Below are 18,592 nucleotides of genomic sequence, written 5' to 3' on the forward strand. Positions count from 1 at the left end.
CCTGCGGCGGTCCCCCCTGGCCGTGGGGTGCGTTCAGCGCACGGCGTGGCCCGCGTCGCGGAGGGTGTCCTTGACCTGGCCGATGCGCAGATCACCGAAGTGGAAGACGGAGGCGGCGAGTACGGCGTCGGCGCCCGCGTCGATGGCGGGCGGGAAGTGGTCCAGGTGCCCGGCGCCCCCGCTGGCGACGACGGGGACGGTGACACAGCCGCGGACGGCCGCGATCATCTCGGTGTCGTAGCCGTCCCTGGTGCCGTCGGCGTCCATGGAGTTGAGCAGGATCTCCCCGGCGCCGAGTTCGGCGGCCCGCTGCGCCCACTCGACGGCGTCCGTACCCGTGCCCCGACGGCCGCCGTGAGTGGTGACCTCGTAGCCGGACGGCGTCCCGGCGTCGCTGCGGCGGGCGTCGACGGACAGCACGAGGACCTGGCGGCCGAACCGTTCGGCGATCTCCCGGATGAGTTCCGGCCGGGCGAGGGCGGCGGTGTTGACGCCGACCTTGTCCGCTCCGGCGCGCAGCAGCCGGTCCACGTCGGCGGCGGTGCGGACGCCGCCGCCGACGGTGAGCGGGATGAAAACCTGCTCGGCGGTGCGCCGCACCACGTCGTAGGTGGTCTCGCGGTCGCCGGAGGAGGCGGTGATGTCGAGGAAGGTCAGCTCGTCGGCGCCCTCGGCGTCGTAGACCTTGGCCATCTCGACCGGGTCGCCGGCGTCGCGCAGGTTCTGGAAGTTGACGCCCTTGACGACCCGGCCGCCGTCCACGTCCAGGCAGGGGATGACTCGTACGGCCAGCGTCATGCGGTCTGGTGCTCCATCGTCGTTCAGGGGGTGCGCAGGGCTTCGACCTCGACCTCGACCAGCACCCGGGAGTCGACGAAGCCGGAGACCACGACCAGGGTGGCGGCCGGGCGTACGGCGTCGAAGATCTCCTTGTGGGCGCGGCCGACGTCCTCGACGTCGCGGGCGTGGGTGAGGTACATCCGGGTGCGGAGGACCGCGTGCTTGTCGAGGCCGAACCGCTCCAGTGCGGCGAGGGCGTTGCCGAAGGCGGCCTTGGCCTGCTGGTAGGGGTCTCCCTCGCCCTGGAGGACGCCGTGCACCAGCGGCATGGTGCCGGAGACGAGGACCCGGTCGCCGGCGGCGACCGCGCGCGCGAAGCCGATGGACTCCTCCCACGGGCTGTCGGTCTGCACGCGCTCCACGCGCCGGTCGGTCGTCATGACGAAACCGCCTCCAGGGCCTCTTCCAGGGTGAACGCCTTGGCGTAGAGGGCCTTCCCGACGATCGCGCCCTCGACTCCTTCGGGAACGAGACCGGCGAGAGCGCGCAGGTCGTCCAGGGAGGAGACGCCGCCGGAGGCCACGACCGGACGGTCGGTGGCGCCGCACACCGTGCGCAGCAGCTCGAGGTTGGGGCCCTGGAGGGTGCCGTCCTTGTTGATGTCGGTGACGACGTAGCGTGCGCAGCCCTCGGAGTTCAGCCGCTCCAGGGTCTCGTACAGGTCGCCGCCGTCGCGGGTCCAGCCGCGACCGCGCAGCGTGGTGCCGCGTACGTCGAGGCCGACGGCGATGCGGTCGCCGTGCTCGGCGATGACCTTGGCGACCCATTCGGGGGTCTCCAGGGCCGCCGTGCCGAGGTTGACACGGGTGCAGCCGGTGGCCAGCGCCGCGGCGAGCGTGTCGTCGTCGCGGATGCCGCCGGACAGCTCGACCTTGATGTCCATGCGCCCGGTGACCTCGGCGATGCGGTCCCGGTTGTCGCCGGTGCCGAAGGCGGCGTCCAGGTCGACCAGGTGCAGCCACTCGGCGCCGGCCTGCTGCCAGGCCAGGGCGGCCTGCAGCGGGTCGCCGTAGGAGGTCTCGGAGCCGGACTCGCCGTGCACCAGCCGGACGGCCTGGCCGTCGCGGACGTCGACGGCGGGGAGGAGTTCGAGCGTCGGCGCGTCGGGCGTCACGTCGGGCATCACAGGGTCTCGATCCAGTTGCTGAGGAGTTGGGCTCCGGCGTCGCCGGACTTCTCGGGGTGGAACTGGGTGGCCCACAACGGGCCGTTCTCGACGGCGGCGACGAACGGGCCGCCGTGCGTGGTCCAGCTGACGGTGGGCGCGGTCATCGCGGCGTGGGTGGCCCGGAACTCCCAGTCGTGCACGGCGTAGGAGTGCACGAAGTAGTAGCGGGCGTCGGCGGGCAGGCCGGCGAACAGCCGCGACCCCTCCCCCGCCTCGACGGTGTTCCAGCCCATGTGCGGGACGGCGTGTTCGGCGTCGGCCTTGAGCGGGCCGACGGTACCGGGCCACTCGTCGAGGCCGTCGGCCTCCACGCCGTGCTCGATGCCGCGGCTGAAGAGGACCTGCATGCCGACGCAGATGCCCAGCACGGGGCGTCCGCCGGCCAGACGCCGTTCGACGATCCAGTCGCCGCGGGCCTCGCGCAGTCCGGTCATGCAGGCGGCGAACGCGCCGACGCCGGGGACGAGGAGCCCGTCGGCGTTCATCGCGGCGTCGTAGTCGCGGGTGATCTCCACCTCGGCTCCGGCGCGGGCGACGGCGCGTTCGGCGGACCGCACGTTGCCGAAGCCGTAGTCGAGGACGACGACCTTCACGACCACACCTCCAGCCGGAGGATGCCGGCGACGAGCGCCAGCACGGCGCCGATGCCGAGCACGGCGATGACGCCCTTCGGCATCTTCTGCTTCCAGAACGAGACCGCTCCGCCGAGCAGGAACAGCCCCACGAAGATCAGCAGCGTCGACAGCCCGGTCACAGCATCCCTCCGTGAGCTTCTCCGCCCGCGCGGCGCAGAAGCGCGCGCCTCGTCGTCGCCTGCGGCCCGGCGGCCGCACGTCCGTCGCTCACAGCATCCCTCCGTGAGCTTCTCCGCCCGCGCGGCGCAGAAGCGCGCGCCTCGTCGTCGCCTGCGGCCCGGCGGCCGCACGTCCGTCGCTCACAGCGCGCCCTTCGTCGAGGGGATGCCGGTCTGCCGCGGGTCGATCTCGGACGCGTACCGCAGGGCCCGGGCGAGGGCCTTGAACTGGCATTCCACGATGTGGTGGGCGTTGCGCCCGTAGGGCACGTGGACGTGCAGGGCGATCTGCGCCTGGGCGACGAAGGACTCCAGGATGTGCCGCGTCATGGTGGTGTCGTAGTCCGGGCCGATCATCTGGGCCATGCCCTCGGGCTCCGTGTGCACGAGGTACGGCCGGCCGGACAGGTCGACGGTGACCTGCGCCAGCGACTCGTCCAGCGGCACGGAGGCGTTCGCGAACCGCACGATGCCCCGCTTGTCGCCGAGCGCCTGCCGGAACGCGGCGCCCAGCGCGAGGGAGGTGTCCTCCATCGTGTGGTGGCTGTCGATGTGCAGGTCGCCCTCGGTCTTGACGCTGAGGTCGAACAGCCCGTGGCGGCCGAGCTGGTCGAGCATGTGGTCGTAGAAGCCGACGCCCGTGGTGACGTCCACCCGGCCGGTGCCGTCGAGGTCGATCTCGACGACGACGGAGGTCTCCTTCGTGGTGCGCTCCACGCGCCCGGTGCGGCTGGGGCGGGTCATGTCGCGTTCTCCTTCATGAGCTTGCGTACCGCGTCGAGGAACGCGTCGTTCTCTGCGGGGGTGCCCGCGGTGACCCGCAGGCGGCCGGGAACACCGTTGTCGCGGACGAGGACGCCTTCGTCGAGCAGCCGCCGCCAGAAGGCGTGCGCGTCGTCGAAGACGCCGAACTGGACGAAGTTGGCGTCCGAGTCGGTCACCTCGCAGCCGGCCGCCCGCAGCTCGTCGACCAGCCGGTCGCGTTCGGACTTGAGCTGTGCGACGTACCCCAGCAGCGTATCGGTGTGCTCCAGGGCGGCGAGCGCGGTGGCCTGGGTGACGGCGGAGAGGTGGTACGGCAGCCGCACCAGCTGCACGGCGTCCACCACGGCCGGGGCGGCGGCCAGGTAGCCCAGGCGCAGCCCGGCGGCGCCGAACGCCTTGGACATGGTGCGGGACACGACCAGGTGCGGGCGGCCCTCGATCAGCGGCAGCAGCGAGGGCCGGTGGCTGAACTCGCCGTACGCCTCGTCGACGATCACCATCGACGGCTTCGCGGCCTGCGCCGCCTCGAACAGGGCGAGGACGGTCTCCGTGTCGACGGCGGTGCCGGTGGGGTTGTTGGGCGAGCAGACGAACACCACGTCCGGCCGGTGCGCGGCGATGGCGTCCACCGCGGCGTCCACGTCGATGCGGAAGTCCTCGGTGCGGGGCCCGGCCAGCCAGCCGGTGCCGGTGCCGCGCGCGATGAGGGCGTGCATCGAGTAGGACGGCTCGAAGCCGAGCGCGGTGCGGCCCGGCCCGCCGAACGTCTGGAGGAGCTGCTGGAGCACCTCGTTGGAGCCGTTGGCCGCCCACACCTGGTCGGCGGTGACGCGGCGGCCGCAGGTGCGGCTGAGGTAGGCGGCCAGGCCGGTGCGCAGCTCGACCGCGTCGCGGTCGGGGTAGCGGTTCAGCGCGCGGGCCGCGTCGGCGACACGCTCGGCGATCCGGGCGACCAGGGGTTCGGGCAGCGGGTAGGGGTTCTCGTTGGTGTTGAGCCGCACCGGCACGTCGAGCTGCGGCGCGCCGTACGGGGACTTGCCCCGCAGTTCCTCGCGCACGGGCAGCTCGACGTCCCGGGGGCGGTCAGGGGTCGGGCCGGTCACTGCGGCAGGTACCTTCCCGTCTCTGCGGTCTGCTCCTCGTCTCCGGCGAACCGGTGCTTGAGGGCGTCTCCGTGCGCGGGCAGGTCCTCGGCCTCCGCGAGGGCCACCACGTGGTGGGTGACCTCGGCGAGGGCGTCGCGGGTGTAGTCCACGACGTGGATGCCGCGCAGGAAGGACTGGACGGACAGGCCGGAGGAGTGGCAGGCGCAGCCGCCGGTGGGGAGCACGTGGTTGGACCCGGCGCAGTAGTCGCCGAGGGACACCGGGGCGTAGGGACCGACGAAGATCGCGCCGGCGTTGCGGACCCGGGCGGCCCAGCCGGCGGCGTCGGCGGTCTGGATCTCCAGGTGCTCGGCCGCGTAGGCGTCGACCACGGCGAGTCCGTGTTCCAGGTCGTCCACCAGCACGATGCCGGACTGCCGGCCTGCCAGCGCCTCGGTGATGCGCTCGCGGTGCCTGGTCGCGGCGACCTGGGTCTTCAGCTCCCGCTCGACCGACTCCGCCAGCGCCTCGGACGGGGTGACCAGCACGGCGGCGGCGACCACGTCGTGCTCGGCCTGCGAGATCAGGTCGGCGGCGACGTGCGACGGCTCGGCGGTGTCGTCGGCGAGGATCGCGATCTCGGTCGGCCCGGCCTCCGAGTCGATGCCGATACGGCCCTTGAGCAGGCGCTTCGCGGCGGCGACGTAGATGTTTCCGGGGCCGGTCACGAGCTGGACGGCGGGGCACTCCTCCGTGCCGTAGGCGAACATCGCGACGGCCTGGGCGCCCCCGGCCGCGTACACCTCGTCGACGCCGAGCAGGGCGCAGGCGGCGAGGATGGTCGGGTGCGGCAGTCCGCCGAAGCCCGCCTGCGGCGGCGACGCGACGGCGAGCGAACCGACTCCGGCCTCCTGCGCGGGCACCACGTTCATCACCACGGACGACGGGTAGACGGCGCGGCCGCCGGGCACGTACAGGCCGACCCGTTCGACCGGCACCCAGCGTTCGGTGACGGTGCCGCCGGGCACGACCTGGACGGTGGAGTCGGTGCGCCGCTGCGCGCGGTGCACGACGCGGGCGCGGCGGACGGACTCCTCCAGAGCCGCCCGTACCTTCGGGTCCAGCTCCTCCAGCGCACGGGCGAGTTCGCCCTGCGGGACGCGGATGCGCTCCAGCGTGCAGCCGTCGAACCGCTGCGCGTAGTCGATCAGCGCCGCGCTGCCGCGATGGTGCACGTCGTCGCAGATGGGCCGCACCGTCTCCAGGGCGGCTTCCACGTCGAGTTCGGCACGGGGCAGCAGGTCGGGGTCGATCCCGGCGCCGGAGGAGCCGGCGGAGAACGTCCCACGCAGATCGATTCGGGAGATCACGGACCCATTCTCGCAGACCGCTCCCGAGGGGCGGACAGCCGTATCGAGGCGTGATACACACCCGGAGTGATGATCGTCGCAGGCGGCGTCCACACGGTCACACAGGGCACATCGGGGGTAGGGGACCGTATGACCAGGGGGAAGGGGAAGGGCAGATGAGTCAGCCTTCGAACGAGGGCGAGCCGCCCGGCGACCTGACCGCCGCCGAGGTGTGGGTGTGGCAGGCGTTCCGCAACGGCAGCAGTCTCGACCTGCGCAGCGGCGAGCCGGAGCTGGACGACCCGGACGGCGAGCACGAGTGGGGGCCGGAGCGGACCGTGCGGGCGCGGGTGCTCGCCCGCCTGCTGCTGGACGACGAGGCGACGTCGCTGCCCGGGCGGGTGGCGTCGCTGCACCTGACCGGCGCGTACGTCACGGGCTCGCTGACACTGTCCGGCGGCGAGATCGACAAGTTCGTGGAGCTGCGGCACTGCCGGTTCGAGGAGGAGGTGCGGCTCACCGAGGCGCACCTGCGCACCGCTCGGCTGATCGGGTGCCGGATACCGCGGCTGGAGGCGGCTCGCGTGAAGGTGGAGGGCGACCTGCACCTGGCGCGGTGCGTCATACCGGACGGCATACGGCTCACCGACGCGAACATCGGCACGGACCTGCTGCTCAACGAGGCCCGGGTGGGCAGCGGCGACCGGACGCGGGCCATCGCCGCGGACGGCCTGTCGGTCTCCCAGGAGGTGCAGGCCAGCCTGCTCACGGTGGACGGCGAGCTGGGCCTGCGCGGCGCGACGATCGGCGGCTCGCTCTTCATGTACGGCAGCGTGCTGCGCAACACCCAGGGCCGGTACGCGCTGCACGCGCCGCAGCTGACCGTCGAGCAGTCGGCGCACTTCGCCGACCCGAAGCGGGAGAACGCCCGCCTGATCCAGGGCAGCACGCCCCCGGCCGGCACCTACGGGCCGTTCGGCGCGGCCGGTGCCCGGCCGCCGCGGTCGCAGCACTTCGAGTGCACGGGCGGGGTGAAGCTGGACGACAGCCGCTTCGGCGGGTCGCTGGTGCTGGACAACGCGCGCTTCACCCTGGAGCGCGACCAGGAGATCTCGCTGCGCCGGCTCAGCACTCCCGAGCTGTGCTTCACCTCGCCGGCGCCGGAACGGGGCCTGATCGTGCTGTCCGGTGCGACGGTGGAGAACCTCGTCGACAAGGTCAGCAGCTGGCCGCGCGACGAACGGCTGTGGATGGCCGGGTTCACCTACCAGCGGCTGATCCACCGCGGTCACTTCTCGCTCCAGCAGCGGCTGGACTGGCTCGCCGCGGCGACGCCCGAGTACTCCCCGGGCCCGTACGAGCAGCTGGCGGCCGTCTACCGGGCGGGCGGCGAGGACGCCGACGCGCGGGCGGTGCTGCTGGAGAAGCAGCGCCGCCGCCGGGAGACGCTTCCGGTGGCCGGCAAGCTGTGGGGGCTCATCCAGGACTGGACGGTCGCCTACGGGTACCGGCCGGGGCAGGCCGCGCTGTGGATGGTGCTGCTCTGGCTGGCGGGATTCGCGGTCTTCTCCCGGCACGAGCCGCCGCCGGTGAAGCTGAACGAGTCTCCGCAGTGGAACGCCGCCCTCTACACGCTGGACCTGCTGCTCCCGGTGATCAGTTTCGGCCAGGACCAGGCGTGGGCTCCCGAGGGCGGCTACCAGTGGCTGGCCGCGGTGATGATCCTGCTCGGCTGGATCCTGGCCACGACCGTCGCGGCGGGCGCGACCCGGCTGCTGCGCCGGCAGTGACGGGTGGGGCAGCGGGACGGCGCCGGACGGGCAGGGGGACGGCGCCCGGCCGGTGACAGGCCGTAGGCTTACCAGTCGTGACGACCGCACTTCCCCTGTTCCCGCTGAACTCGGTGCTGTTCCCCGGCCTGGTGCTGCCGCTGAACATCTTCGAGGCGCGGTACCGCGCGCTGATGCGCGACCTGCTGGCCGTACCGGAGGACGAGCCGCGGCGTTTCGGCGTGGTCGCGATCCGCGACGGCCGCGAGGTGGCGCCCACGGCGGTCGGCCTGCCCGAGGACGTGACCGGCGCGGCCGGCACCGATCCGGCCGGCGGCTTCGGTCCCGACCTGATGTCCTCCTTCCACACGATCGGGTGCGTCGCGGACGCCACCACGATCCGCAAGCGGCCCCCGCGGGGGTCGGCGCCCACCGGGGGCGCCGAGGAGGGCCCGGAGAACGGCGACGACAGCGCCGGCTACGAGGCCCTGGCCACCGGCACCACCCGTTTCCGGCTGCTCTCCGTCGATGCGGGCGGACCGTACCTGACCGCCGAGGTGGAGGAGCTGCCCGAGGAGGAGGGCGAGGGCGCCGGAGCGCTCGCCGCCGGAGTGCTGCGGGCCTTCCAGACCTACCAGAAGCGGCTGGCCGGGGCGCGGGAGCGGACGCTGGCGGCCGGCCAGGAGCTGCCGGACGACCCGTCGGTGGTGTCGTACCTGGTCGCGGCGGCGACCGTGCTGGACACCCCCGCGAAGCAGCGACTGCTCCAGGCGCCGGACACCGCGTCCCGGCTCGCGGAGGAACTGCGGGTGCTGCGCCGCGAGTCCGCGGTCATCGGGCAGCTGCCGTCGCTCCCGGCGGTGGAGCTGACGCGGAAGCCGACGAGCTTCAACTGACGGACGGCGGACGGCGGACACGAACAGCGGGCGGCGGGAGCATGGCGAAGAAGCAGAAGCGCAAGCAGGAGCAGGCCGGTGCGACACCGGCGACGGTCGCGGCGACGCGCGCCGGCGTCTCCTTCTCCACACACGCCTACGCGCACGACCCGGCGGCGCCCTCCTACGGTGAGGAGGCCGCCGAGGCGATGGGCGTGGAGCCGGAGCGGGTGTTCAAGACGCTGGTCGCGGACGTCGACGGTGTGCTGACGGTGGCGGTGGTGCCGGTGTCCGGATCGCTCGACCTCAAGGCGCTGGCCGCGGCGGTCGGCGGCAAGCGCGCCACGATGGCCGACCCGGCGGCGGCCGAGCGGACCACCGGGTACGTACGGGGCGGGATCTCGCCGCTGGGACAGCGCAAGCAGCTGCCCACGGTCGTCGACGCCTCGGCGGCCGGGCATGCGACGGTGTGCGTCTCGGCGGGACGCCGGGGGCTGGAGATCGAGCTGGCGCCCGGTGACCTGGTCACCCTGACGGACGCGGTGACGGCTCCCGTCGCGCGGTGACCGTCTACGCCTCCCGGCGCCCGGCGGGGCCGCGCCCGATCCGCATGCCCGGCCGGCGGGCGTGCACGGTCACGTAGGACAGCCCCTGCGGCCCGGCCGCCAGCCGCCGGCTGGACGCGCGCGGCAGCCAGCACAGGGCGCCCGGCGCGAGCGGCTCGGTGGTGTCGCCGGAGGACAGTTCGCCCTCCCCGGCGACCACCAGTACCAGGACGTCCAGTTCGGGTTCTGTGTGCGTGTCGACCACCGCGCCCGGCGGCAGCCCGACCACGTTCGCGTCGAGCTGGCGTCCGGGCTCGGCGAGCTTCCACCGCACTCCGGCGGTCTGCCGCTCCGTGCCGGCGGAGGCGTCGTCCACGTCGCACAGCACGCGTGCCGCGCCCGGCGCGGGTTGTTCGGAGAATGCGGGCACCACGGTCTCCTTCCTCACCGCGCGGGCGGGGGCGGCGGCGGTCCCCAGGGCGCCGGGCCGACCGTTTCCGGATCACGCCTTCCGAACAACGCGGTGCACGCGAGGTGGGCCAGGAGCGCCCCGAAGGGGTACGCCAGGAGGGCGCCCTTGGCCTTCAGCTCCAGCGGACCGTCGAAGACCGTGCCCTTGCCCACGGCCCGCGCGTGGGCGACCAGATCCTCCGTGGGGCCGAGCCACACGCCCAGCCGCCAGGCGATCACCGAGCCCAGAACGCCCCCCACGGCGAGGCCGACGACCAGCCCGACGCCGCCGGCCCGCCGCAGCAGGAAGACCACGGCTCCGGCGACCGCGCCGACCGCGACGCCGAGCAGCACGAAGGTGCCGTCGGCGCCGATGGCGTCCTCGCCCTCGGGACGTTCCAGGAAGACGGCGCTGCCGTCGGAGACGAGCGGCACCCGGGGGGCCAGCCACAGCCACAGGAGCCCGAGTACGACGCCGAAGACGGCCACTCCGAGACCGGCCAGCACGCCTTCGCGTGCCGCGCGGGCCGGGTCCGCGGCGGGCGCTTCGCCGGGCCCGCCGCGCGGACCGGGTCCGAACGGCACGCTCCCGTGCCCGGACGCGCCGCCGGGCGGAGGCGCGTCCCCGTCTCGGCCGCCGGCTCCGTTCGGCGGGCCCGCCGGGGGGCGGGAACCGGTGGACGGATGCTTCGCCCACGGGTCGTAGCGGGGGCCGTCGCTGCCGGAAGAGGGTGTCGGTGCCGTCACTCGGCCATCGTGCCAGGTGCCGGCGCCCGATCCGGCACGGGGCCGCGTCTTGCGGGGTGTCCCCGCGGCCGCGCCGGGCGGACGGGTGAGGGGGTCAGCGCACCGCGGCGCGCCGGTAGGCCCAGGTGGCGACGGCGAGGGACAGCACCCCGACGGCCGCGCAGACGCCCAGGTCCAGCACCACGTGCCCCCAGTCGGGGCGGGCCGCGAACGTGCGGCCGAGCGCCTCCACCCCGTAGGTGGAGGGCAGCAGGTCGCGCAGCCACTGCACGGGTTCGGGAAGCCGCCCGCCCGGCAGGACGCCGAGCAGCAGCGCTGCCGACATGCCCAGCTGCCCGCACACGGTGGCGAGTTCCGCGCGGGGCGCGAGCAGGCCCAGCGCGGCGCCGAGCCCCGCCAGCGCCGCACCGGTCAGCGGGATCACGGCGAGCAGGACCCAGAGGCCGCCGAGCGGCAGGGAGTACAGCAGGCACCCCACGACGGCGGTGACGACCACGCCCGGCACGGTGAACGACGCGTATGCCCCGGCCGCGCCCAGCACCACCGCGGCGGCGGGCACCGGCAGCGTGGCGTAGTGGTCGAGGCCGCCGCTGGCTCGGAGCTGGCCGAAGTACTGCGCGAGCAGGTTCAGCGCCACGAACGCCACGACGAGCACGCTGGAGCCCGCGACGACCGCGTGCGCCTCCGCGCCGCCGTCGACCACGCCGCGCATCAGCACCATGATCCCCAGTGACTGGAAGGTGGCGACGAACAGCAGCGGGATGCGGGCGACGCGGGCACGGGAGAGCTGGGCGCGGTAGACGGCGACCAGCGCCGGCCCGGTGGCGGCGCGCGGGGCGAGCGGCGCGGGTCCGGCGGCGGACGGCACGGTCCCGCGGGGCGGCGCGTGGGGCCCGGAGCGGTCCGCGGTGGCGGGCACACGGTCCGCCGTCATCGTCGCGGTCGCGCGGGCCACGGCGGCGCGGTCCCGGCGTGGCGGCCCGGCGAGACGGCCCGGCGCGGTGCCTGCTCCGGTGGCCTGGGCCGTGACGACGTCGTCGCGGGCTGCTGTGGTGCTCACCTGGCGCTGCTCCTCGGGTCGTGGTTCACGCTTTCACCAGTCCCTCCGTGCGGCCCCCGAGTGCAAGGTAGACATCCTCCAGGCTCGGGGTGGCGAGCGTGAAATCGTCCAGCGCGGCGAAGGCGGGTCCGCAGGTGACGGCGGTGACGGCCGCCCGCGCGGCCGCGGGCGTCATCCGCAGCGTCCAGCGCCGCCCGGACACGGCGGCGTCCGCGCGCAGCGCGGCGATCTCGGGCACGTCGAGCGGCGGGCCCTCCCGCCACACCAGCTCCAGCCGCACGTCCTCGCCCACCAGCGCCTTCAGCCCGCCCGGGGTGTCGCAGGCCACGACCCGGCCGCGGTCCAGCACGGCCACCCGGTCCAGCACCGTCTCCGCCTCGATGACGTTGTGGGTCACCAGCACCACCGTGGTGCCGTGCTCGGCGCGGCGGCGGTCCACCGCGGCCCACACGGCGCGGCGGGCCAGAGGGTCCATGCCGGTCGTCGGCTCGTCCAGTACCAGCAGCGCGCGGTCGCCGGCCAGCGCGGCGGCGACACACGCCAGGCGACGCTGGCCGCCGGAGAGCTTGCTCAGCGGGCGCCCGGCGAGCGGGCCGAGCTCCAGCTCCTCCAGCACGGCGTCCCGGCTGCGGCGCGCCTCGTGGGCGCCCATGCCTCGCAGCCGTCCGGTGGTCTCCACGGCGAGGGCGACGGTCAGCTCGTCGAGGGCGGTCGAGTGCTGGCTCAGGTACGCCAGCAGCCGCGCCGCCCGCTCCGGGTGACGCACGAGGTCGTGGCCCAGCACCTCGACGGCGCCCTCGTCCGGGCGCAGCAGCCCGGTGAGCTGCCGCACCAGGGTGGACTTTCCGGCTCCGTTGGGGCCGAGCAGCCCGAAGATCTCGCCGCGCCCGACGGTGAGGGTCACGCCGTCCGAGGCGCGGACGGCGGGGGTCGCGGGCGCGCCGCGCCGCGCGCGGGCCGCGGGGTAGGTCTTGACCAGGCCGGTCGTCCGCACGGCGGGCCGCGGGGGTGTCTCCACGCCGCTCACCGCCTGCTCCGTGCCCGTCTCCACGAGCTACGAGGGTACGCGCCTCCGCGCCCACCTCTCCCCGCGGGTGGCCTCGGCGGCGCCCTCCCGCGAAGCCGGCCGCTCCGCTTTCCCGCCGCACCGGCGCGCGCGGGCGCCGCCGCCCCGGGGGCAACGGCCGGCCGCGACCCGGCATCCCCACGGTGAGCGCCACCCCGAACCCGGGGGCCGGGGCCGCCCTTCCCGGCGTACGCCCGGAGGGAGCCCGCCACCGTGTGTCCCGGCTGTGCGTAGCGGCTGTGCGTGTACCGGCCCCCTGCCGGCACGGGCGCGGGCACGGCGGCGTCCGTCCCCCGCTTAGTCCGGGCGCCCCGGAGAACCGGGCCGCCCGACCCGGCGCCGCCGCTGCGGCCGTGGAGGGGGGAACGGACCTGCGGCCGGAGTGCGGCGGGCGGAGGGGAACCCACGGTCGGGGTGGGACCCTCCCCGCCCTCATCGGGAACCCCTCGTCGGTGGACGCGCGTCCCGGAGGGCTACGCGTCGGGGTGGGGCCGTTCCGTGCCCGTCCGCGTGTCGACCTCGCGCCAGAACCCGGCCCGGATCGCGTACCGGTCGTGCTCGTCGATCTGGTCGTCCTTGTGCGCGAGCAGCCCGAAACGGGCGGCGTAGCGCAGGAGTTCGCCGTCGATGCGGTGCGGGATGCGCGGATACTCCCCGGAGAGGTGCTGCAGGTGGACCGGCGTGCCCAGGCGTTCCGTCCAGCGGCGGGCGAAGACCTGGCCGACCTCGAAGGGGTCGCCGCCGACGGCGGTGATGTCCTCCTCGCGGTCGGCCCAGCGCTGTTCGGCCGTGGTGAGCTGCGCCAGCATCGGCAGGGCGGCGACCTCGGCGCTCTCCGGAGGGACGCTGGCGCGTTCGACCCAACCGCGGTCGGAGGACCAGCGCAGCGTCGCGCTCTGGGCCGCCGCGTGTCCGGGGGTGGGGGCGGGGCGGCCGAGTCCCGCAAGGTCCTTCGGCGTGGGCACGCCCTTGGTCGCCGGTGCCTCGGGGCCGGGAACGGCTCCGCCCCCGGCGGCCGGCTTACCGGCGGCCCCCTCGCCGCCCTCGGCGGAGCGGGGCCGCGTGCCGCCGCCGTTCTTGGCGGCGTCGGGCAGCGGCGCGGCGAGGATCGCCGCGATCTCGGGCCGGGTGACGGGCTGGGGCGGACAGACTCCGGCCGCTTCCCGCGCGCGGACCGCCCGGGTGATCCAGGTGCGGTCCAGTACGCGTCGTTCGTCGGCCTCGGCGACCAGGTCCTCGGACTGGTTGTAGTCGCCGTCGGCGGCCTGGACGGCCCACAGGTGGACGGCGACGCCGTGTTCCTTCGCGGACATCAGGCCGGGCAGCAGATCCCCGTCACCGGTGACCAGGACGATGTCGGAGCAGGCGCGGTTGCGGGCGAGTTCGGTCAGCTCCGCGTGCATCGCGGCGTCGACGCCCTTCTGCGCCCAGCGTCCCTCGCTGCGGGTCAGCGCGCCCAGCCGCACGGTGACGCGCGGCATGACCCGGAGCCGGCGGTGTTCGGGCTGGGGCACCCGGTCGGGCGCCCCGTCGAACCAGTAGATGCGCAGCAGCGGCTGATCGGTCTCGCTCTCGGCACGCTCCCGCAGCGCCTGGATGAGGGCGGCGTGGTCGACGCTGATCCGGGAGCGGGTGGGTTCTCCGGCGAGCAGGCTGGCGGCGGCGCCCAGCAGGTAGCCGGCGTCCACCAGGACGACGCAGCGGTCCACGTTCCACCTTCTTCCCCAGCACGGTCCCCTTGAGTCTGCCCGACGGCGCGGTGGTTGACAGCCCCGCCCCGATCATCGGCGTGGCGGAGGACACGGATCAGCCTCACTCATGGTGATTGCCCGAAATGCGGCTTCTGTAGCGACATGCAACTCTGATTCCGGCCTTACCCCACGGATCACCTGGAGGCGATCATGGCCAAGCAGAAGAAGCAGGACCGGAGTCGGGCGCAGAAGCAGGGTGCGGAGCGCGCCCCGGAGCAGGGCCAGAAGGGCTCCGACGCGCGGGAGCAGACGGGTTCGCCGGCGGACATCGCGCGGAAGGGCAAGAAGCCCTCGTTCGGCCACAACTGACGGAACCCGCTCCGCTGCGTGGACCAGCGGGTGGACGGGAGGGAGGGCGCACTCCGGGGTGCGCCCTCCCTCCCGTGCGTGCCCGGCACTCCCCGTACTACGAGCACTCCCGGCAATCCCGGTCACCGGCCGCGCCGGGACGCTCGCACCGCCTCGCGGGGGCGCGCCACGCGGACACCGGACGGCCGTCAGTCCGGCTCGACCGGGATCCAGAGTTCCGCGTCGGCGTGGGTGCCGTCCGGGGAGAGGCGGGTGGCGCTGATCTCCGGGCCGGGGCGGCTCCGGTAGGGGTTGGACGGGAACCACTGGGTGAAGACGTCCCGCCACAGGTGCTGGAGCGCCTTCGGGAACTCGCCCGAGCTCTCGAAAACCGCCCACGTGCCCGCGGGGACCTCCAGGGCGTCCACGCCCCGAGGCGGCTCGGCGGTGGTCACCACTCCGTGGTGGTAGTCGAGTTCGCCGCCCTCCCGGCGTCCTTCGGGCACGTTGTGGCTCGCGGAGACGATGCCGCGGGGCTCCTGGTCGGACAGGCCCGCCAGGCTTTCCAGGACCGCCGGGTCGATGCCCCGGACGAACTCCACGATGGCCGGGTTCATCCCCTCGTGCACCAGCGGGACCCGGGTGCCGGGGCCCACCAAACGGAAGGCGGGCTTGTCCACGATCCGGTACCGCATGCTGCTGCTCCCTTCGACGACGAGGCGGAAGGTCATCCGGGGCTGTGCCTCGAGTGCGGCGCCGCGCCGGCGGGCGTCCGCCGGGCCCACGCCGTGCTGGGCGCGGAAGGCGCGGGCGAACGCCTCGCCCGAGCCGTACCCGTGGCGGACGGCGATGTCGAGCAGGCTCTCCCGTCCGGCGAGCACCTCCGCGCCCGCGAGGGTGAGCCTGCGGCGGCGCACGTAGACGGACAGCGGCATCCCGGCCAGCGCGGAGAACATCCGCCGGAAGTGGTACTCCGACGTCGCGGTGAGCCGGGCGAGTTCGCCCGCCTCGACCGGCTCCCCGGGGCTCTCGCCGAGGCGTTGCTCGACGTGCTCCATGGCCGCGTTCCACCGCTCCAGCACCCTGATCCCCCTCCTTTTCCGCTGTCGAAGCTACGGGCGCCAGGACGCTCCGCACCCGACATCTGCCGCCCCGGTCCGGTCGGGTGGCGCAGTGCGGCCGGGCAGGGCCGGAGTCAGCGCCGGGACGTGCGCACCAGCAGCAGCCACGCGGGGATCGACAGCAGCGTCAGCGCCCCCAGCCAGAGCATCACCGTGGCGAAGCCGTGCGCGATGCCGGCGGCGGCACCCTCGCGGACGGCCTGCCGTGCCGCCGGGCCGAGGCCCTGTTCGACGACGCTGAGACGTTCGCCGACCCCCGTCAGCAGCCGGTCCACCCGCGCGTCGTCGCGCGGGGGCACACCGGCCTCGGCCAGCCGCGCGTTCAGCCGAGCGGCGCCCGTGGAGAGGAACACCAGGGTGCCGATGGAGACGACGAGCGCGGCGGCGAGGTAGCGCACCACGTTGATGATGCCCGCGCCCTCCCCCGCGTGCTGCGGCGGAAGGGCGCGCAGCCCGGCGCCGGAGGGGGACGAGAGGGTGATGCCCACACCGATGCCGAGGACGGCCGTGGCGGGCCACAGCTCCGCGTAGCCGGTGGCGGCGTCGGTGCGGGCCAGCAGCAACGCGCCCACCGCGGCGCAGACGAGGCCGCCGGCCACCGGCAGCCGGAAGCCCACGCGGTCGCAGAGCCGGCCGATGAGCAGGGACGCGGCGAACACGCAGGCCCCGTACGGCAGGAGCGCGGCGCTGGCGAGGAGGGCCGAGTAGTCGAGGGCGGCCTGGGCCTGGGCGTAGAGGTTGAAGAAGTACAGCAGGCCGATGAGGAACAGGGCGTTGACGCAGGTGCCGAGGCAGGCCGCGATCAGGGCGGGTTCCCTCAGCAGGCGCAGGTGCAGCAGCGGTGAGCGGCGCCGCGACTCCACCGCGACGAGGGCGACCAGTCCCACCGCCGCCACCACGAAGGCGGCGACGACAGCGGGCGACCCGGCGCCCCACACCGGGATCTGCTGGAAGGCGAGGACGAGGGCCGGCAGCGCCACCGCGAGCAGCAGCGCCCCGGGGACGTCCAGCCCGGTCCAGGGTTCCCGGCCGGGCAGCCCGCGCAGCGCGTACTGGCCGGCGACGGTCACCAGCACGGCCCACAGCGCGCTCCCCCACCACACCCAGCGCCAGGAGAGTTCGTCGGTGAGCACGCCCCCGATCAGCGGGCCGACGGCGAACGCGATCCCGGCGACCGCACCCCACACTCCCTGCGCGAAGCCCTGCCGCTCGGGCGGGTACGCCAGCCGCAGCACGGCCATCGTGCCGGGCATCATCAGCGCGGCGCCCACCCCCTGGACGAACCTGCCGACCAGCAGCAGCGGCGTCGCGGTGCAGACGGCGACGAGGACCGCGCCGACCGCGAAGACCAGCAGACCCGCGGTCAGGACGGTGCGCTGGCCGAGCATGTCGCCGAGCCGCCCGCCGACCACCACCAGGGCGGCGACGACCAGCATGTAGATGCCCACCGCCCAGCCCAGGGCGGTGGCGCCGATGTCCAGGTCCCCGGCGATCGCAGGCAGGGCGGCGTTGATGGCCGTGGTGTTGACGCCGAGCAGGAACAGCGCGGCGCAGCCTGTGGTGAGCACCGCCCCCGGGGGCACGTCCCGCGGACCGGCGCGCTCCCCCGTGCCGCGGTGCGCGGCGTGGTCGGTCACGTGCAGCAGGCCGGCGCTGCGGACCCGTCCGAGGTTCATCCCGCCGACGCTAGGCGAGGGACGCCGCCGGGCACCGGGTCGCGCGGGCGGGCGCGGGCGCGCTCACCCTGGTGGCGCACACCGTGTCCGCGGCCCGGTCCGCGTCCAGGGTCACAGGCCTGCCGTCAGGTCGTACCCGCGGAGGCCAGGGTGGTTCCGCCGGGGCTGAAGGCGACGGTGGTGACGGTGTCGACATGGCCGGTCAGCGGCTGTCCCAGCGGTTCGGCCGAGGCGGGTTCCGCGACGTCCCACAGCCGTACGGTGCGGTCACCGCTGCCGCTGGCGACGTGCGGCCGTCCGGGGTCGGTAATGCGTCACGCGCACCCTCTCCGCTGCGGGCTGCTCCTCGCGGCGGCACTGCTCGTCCCCGTCTGCTCCTCCGGCAGCTCCGGCGACACCGGCTCCAGGACCGGGGCCGGGGCCGACACCGGGGCCGTGCTCCGTTTCGCGCCCGAGACCGTGGACCGGCCAACGACCAGGCCGGCGGCTCCCACGGCGTGTACCTCCACACCGAGGGCTGACGCCGCCGAGGAAGGCCCTTCACCACCGGCCACCGGCTTCACCCCCTCTCTCTCCAGCCCTGATATGGTCGTTGCCTAAATACCTTAGGCAACGACCATATGAAAGAAGGTTGGAGGGCTTCTGTGCCGCGCAGAGGACTGACCGCCGAGCGCCTGATCCGCGCGGGGGCGGAGCTGGCCGACGAAGCCGGCTTCGAGCAGGTGACGCTCACGGCGCTCGCCCGGCGGTTCGACGTCAAGGTCGCCAGCCTGTACTCCCACGTGAGGAACTCGCAGGACCTCAGGACCGGCATCGCGCTGCTCGCCCTGGAGGAGATGGCCGACCGGGCCGCCGACGCGCTCGCCGGACGCGCCGGCCGGGACGCGCTGACCGCGTTCGCCGACGTCTACCGCGCCTACGCACGCGAGCACCCCGGCCGCTACACCGCGGCCCGCCTGCCCCTCGACCCGGAGACGGCCGCGGCGAGCGCGGGAGTGCGGCACGCGCAGATGATGCGCGCCCTGCTGCGCGGCTACGACCTCGCCGAGCCCGACGAGACACACGCCGTCCGTCTGCTGGGCGGCGTCTTCCACGGCTACGTCAGCCTCGAACTGGCCGGCGGCTTCGACCACAGCGCGCCCGACCCGCAGGAATCCTGGCGCTGGATCGTGGACCGCCTCGACGCCCTGCTGCGCCACACTCCCGCTCCCTGACACGCCCCTCCCCCGCCACGCGCGGAACGC

The 18,592-nt window shown here is 74.5% G+C and carries 21 protein-coding genes; 5 read left to right on the plus strand and 16 right to left on the minus strand.

What is annotated here, in order from left to right; translation table 11 throughout:
- Positions 1-33: 33 nt before the first annotated feature.
- The 8 genes from hisF to hisD all read right to left on the minus strand — a co-directional run bounded on the left by hisF (position 34) and on the right by hisD (position 6,021).
- Complete coding sequence (hisF, locus tag K304_RS0102890; protein ID WP_027762509.1) at positions 34-798, minus strand: imidazole glycerol phosphate synthase subunit HisF; 765 nt, start codon at positions 796-798, stop codon at positions 34-36.
- Positions 799-821: 23 nt separating this feature from the next.
- Positions 822-1,220 carry a RidA family protein gene (locus tag K304_RS0102895; RefSeq protein WP_027762510.1) on the minus strand — a complete coding sequence of 133 codons (399 nt, stop codon included), beginning with the start codon at positions 1,218-1,220 and terminating at the stop codon, positions 822-824.
- Positions 1,217-1,963: a bifunctional 1-(5-phosphoribosyl)-5-((5-phosphoribosylamino)methylideneamino)imidazole-4-carboxamide isomerase/phosphoribosylanthranilate isomerase PriA gene (gene priA / locus K304_RS0102900; protein ID WP_037789073.1), complete on the minus strand. Its 747-nt coding sequence runs from the start codon at positions 1,961-1,963 to the stop codon at positions 1,217-1,219. Before priA ends, K304_RS0102895 begins: the two co-directional genes overlap by 4 nt.
- On the minus strand, positions 1,963-2,601 hold the full coding sequence (gene hisH, locus K304_RS0102905) for an imidazole glycerol phosphate synthase subunit HisH (protein ID WP_486591554.1): 639 nt from the start codon (positions 2,599-2,601) through the stop codon (positions 1,963-1,965). The genes priA and hisH overlap by 1 nt, the downstream gene beginning before the upstream one ends.
- Positions 2,598-2,762, minus strand: a complete 165-nt coding sequence (locus K304_RS33555) for a hypothetical protein (RefSeq protein WP_027762513.1) — start codon at positions 2,760-2,762, stop codon at positions 2,598-2,600. The genes hisH and K304_RS33555 overlap by 4 nt, the downstream gene beginning before the upstream one ends.
- A gap of 180 nt (positions 2,763-2,942) precedes the next feature.
- Positions 2,943-3,545, minus strand: coding sequence for an imidazoleglycerol-phosphate dehydratase HisB (hisB, locus tag K304_RS0102915; protein WP_027762514.1), 603 nt, complete (start codon positions 3,543-3,545; stop codon positions 2,943-2,945).
- Positions 3,542-4,669 (minus strand): histidinol-phosphate transaminase, encoded by a 1,128-nt coding sequence (locus K304_RS0102920; protein ID WP_051307771.1) that lies wholly within the window; start codon positions 4,667-4,669, stop codon positions 3,542-3,544. The genes hisB and K304_RS0102920 overlap by 4 nt, the downstream gene beginning before the upstream one ends.
- Positions 4,666-6,021: a histidinol dehydrogenase gene (gene hisD / locus K304_RS0102925; protein WP_027762516.1), complete on the minus strand. Its 1,356-nt coding sequence runs from the start codon at positions 6,019-6,021 to the stop codon at positions 4,666-4,668. The genes K304_RS0102920 and hisD overlap by 4 nt, the downstream gene beginning before the upstream one ends.
- A 155-nt stretch (positions 6,022-6,176) precedes the next feature.
- Between hisD and K304_RS0102930 the strand changes: the two genes are divergently transcribed.
- From K304_RS0102930 to ybaK, 3 genes are all read left to right on the plus strand, one after another.
- Positions 6,177-7,790 (plus strand): hypothetical protein, encoded by a 1,614-nt coding sequence (locus K304_RS0102930; protein ID WP_027762517.1) that lies wholly within the window; start codon positions 6,177-6,179, stop codon positions 7,788-7,790.
- A gap of 77 nt (positions 7,791-7,867) precedes the next feature.
- The gene (locus K304_RS0102935; protein WP_027762518.1) at positions 7,868-8,665 is read left to right on the plus strand and encodes an LON peptidase substrate-binding domain-containing protein; all 798 of its coding nucleotides are present in this window, start codon (positions 7,868-7,870) and stop codon (positions 8,663-8,665) included.
- Positions 8,666-8,706: 41 nt separating this feature from the next.
- Positions 8,707-9,210 carry a Cys-tRNA(Pro) deacylase gene (ybaK, locus tag K304_RS0102940; protein WP_027762519.1) on the plus strand — a complete coding sequence of 168 codons (504 nt, stop codon included), beginning with the start codon at positions 8,707-8,709 and terminating at the stop codon, positions 9,208-9,210.
- Positions 9,211-9,214: 4 nt separating this feature from the next.
- On the opposite strand, the gene K304_RS0102945 is transcribed toward ybaK, so the two are convergent.
- The 5 genes from K304_RS0102945 to K304_RS0102965 all read right to left on the minus strand — a co-directional run bounded on the left by K304_RS0102945 (position 9,215) and on the right by K304_RS0102965 (position 14,221).
- The gene (locus tag K304_RS0102945) at positions 9,215-9,619 is read right to left on the minus strand and encodes a hypothetical protein (protein ID WP_027762520.1); all 405 of its coding nucleotides are present in this window, start codon (positions 9,617-9,619) and stop codon (positions 9,215-9,217) included.
- Positions 9,620-9,633: 14 nt separating this feature from the next.
- Positions 9,634-10,224 carry a hypothetical protein gene (locus K304_RS27030; RefSeq protein WP_051307775.1) on the minus strand — a complete coding sequence of 197 codons (591 nt, stop codon included), beginning with the start codon at positions 10,222-10,224 and terminating at the stop codon, positions 9,634-9,636.
- 256 nt (positions 10,225-10,480) lie between these two features.
- The gene (locus tag K304_RS0102955; RefSeq protein WP_027762521.1) at positions 10,481-11,320 is read right to left on the minus strand and encodes an ABC transporter permease; all 840 of its coding nucleotides are present in this window, start codon (positions 11,318-11,320) and stop codon (positions 10,481-10,483) included.
- A 151-nt stretch (positions 11,321-11,471) separates the two neighbouring features.
- Positions 11,472-12,497, minus strand: a complete 1,026-nt coding sequence (locus tag K304_RS0102960; RefSeq protein WP_078528375.1) for an ABC transporter ATP-binding protein — start codon at positions 12,495-12,497, stop codon at positions 11,472-11,474.
- Positions 12,498-12,985: 488 nt separating this feature from the next.
- Positions 12,986-14,221: an NYN domain-containing protein gene (locus K304_RS0102965; protein ID WP_027762523.1), complete on the minus strand. Its 1,236-nt coding sequence runs from the start codon at positions 14,219-14,221 to the stop codon at positions 12,986-12,988.
- Between the two features lie 192 nt (positions 14,222-14,413).
- On the opposite strand from K304_RS0102965, the gene K304_RS33560 reads away from it, so the two are divergent.
- Entirely contained in the window at positions 14,414-14,572 is a 159-nt protein-coding gene (locus K304_RS33560; RefSeq protein ID WP_199779551.1) for a hypothetical protein, read from the plus strand.
- Positions 14,573-14,760: 188 nt separating this feature from the next.
- Here the strand turns inward: K304_RS33560 and K304_RS0102975 are convergent, their stop codons facing one another.
- The 3 genes from K304_RS0102975 to K304_RS32700 all read right to left on the minus strand — a co-directional run bounded on the left by K304_RS0102975 (position 14,761) and on the right by K304_RS32700 (position 17,659).
- The gene (locus tag K304_RS0102975) at positions 14,761-15,633 is read right to left on the minus strand and encodes an AraC family transcriptional regulator (protein WP_027762524.1); all 873 of its coding nucleotides are present in this window, start codon (positions 15,631-15,633) and stop codon (positions 14,761-14,763) included.
- Between the two features lie 113 nt (positions 15,634-15,746).
- Positions 15,747-17,348, minus strand: a complete 1,602-nt coding sequence (locus tag K304_RS0102980) for an MFS transporter (protein ID WP_027762525.1) — start codon at positions 17,346-17,348, stop codon at positions 15,747-15,749.
- A 125-nt stretch (positions 17,349-17,473) separates the two neighbouring features.
- Positions 17,474-17,659, minus strand: coding sequence for a WD40 repeat domain-containing protein (locus tag K304_RS32700; RefSeq protein WP_106965511.1), 186 nt, complete (start codon positions 17,657-17,659; stop codon positions 17,474-17,476).
- A gap of 333 nt (positions 17,660-17,992) precedes the next feature.
- Between K304_RS32700 and K304_RS0102990 the strand changes: the two genes are divergently transcribed.
- Positions 17,993-18,562, plus strand: coding sequence for a TetR/AcrR family transcriptional regulator (locus K304_RS0102990; RefSeq protein ID WP_027762527.1), 570 nt, complete (start codon positions 17,993-17,995; stop codon positions 18,560-18,562).
- Positions 18,563-18,592 lie beyond the last annotated feature (30 nt).

This window comes from Streptomyces sp. CNS606 (genome assembly GCF_000426325.1).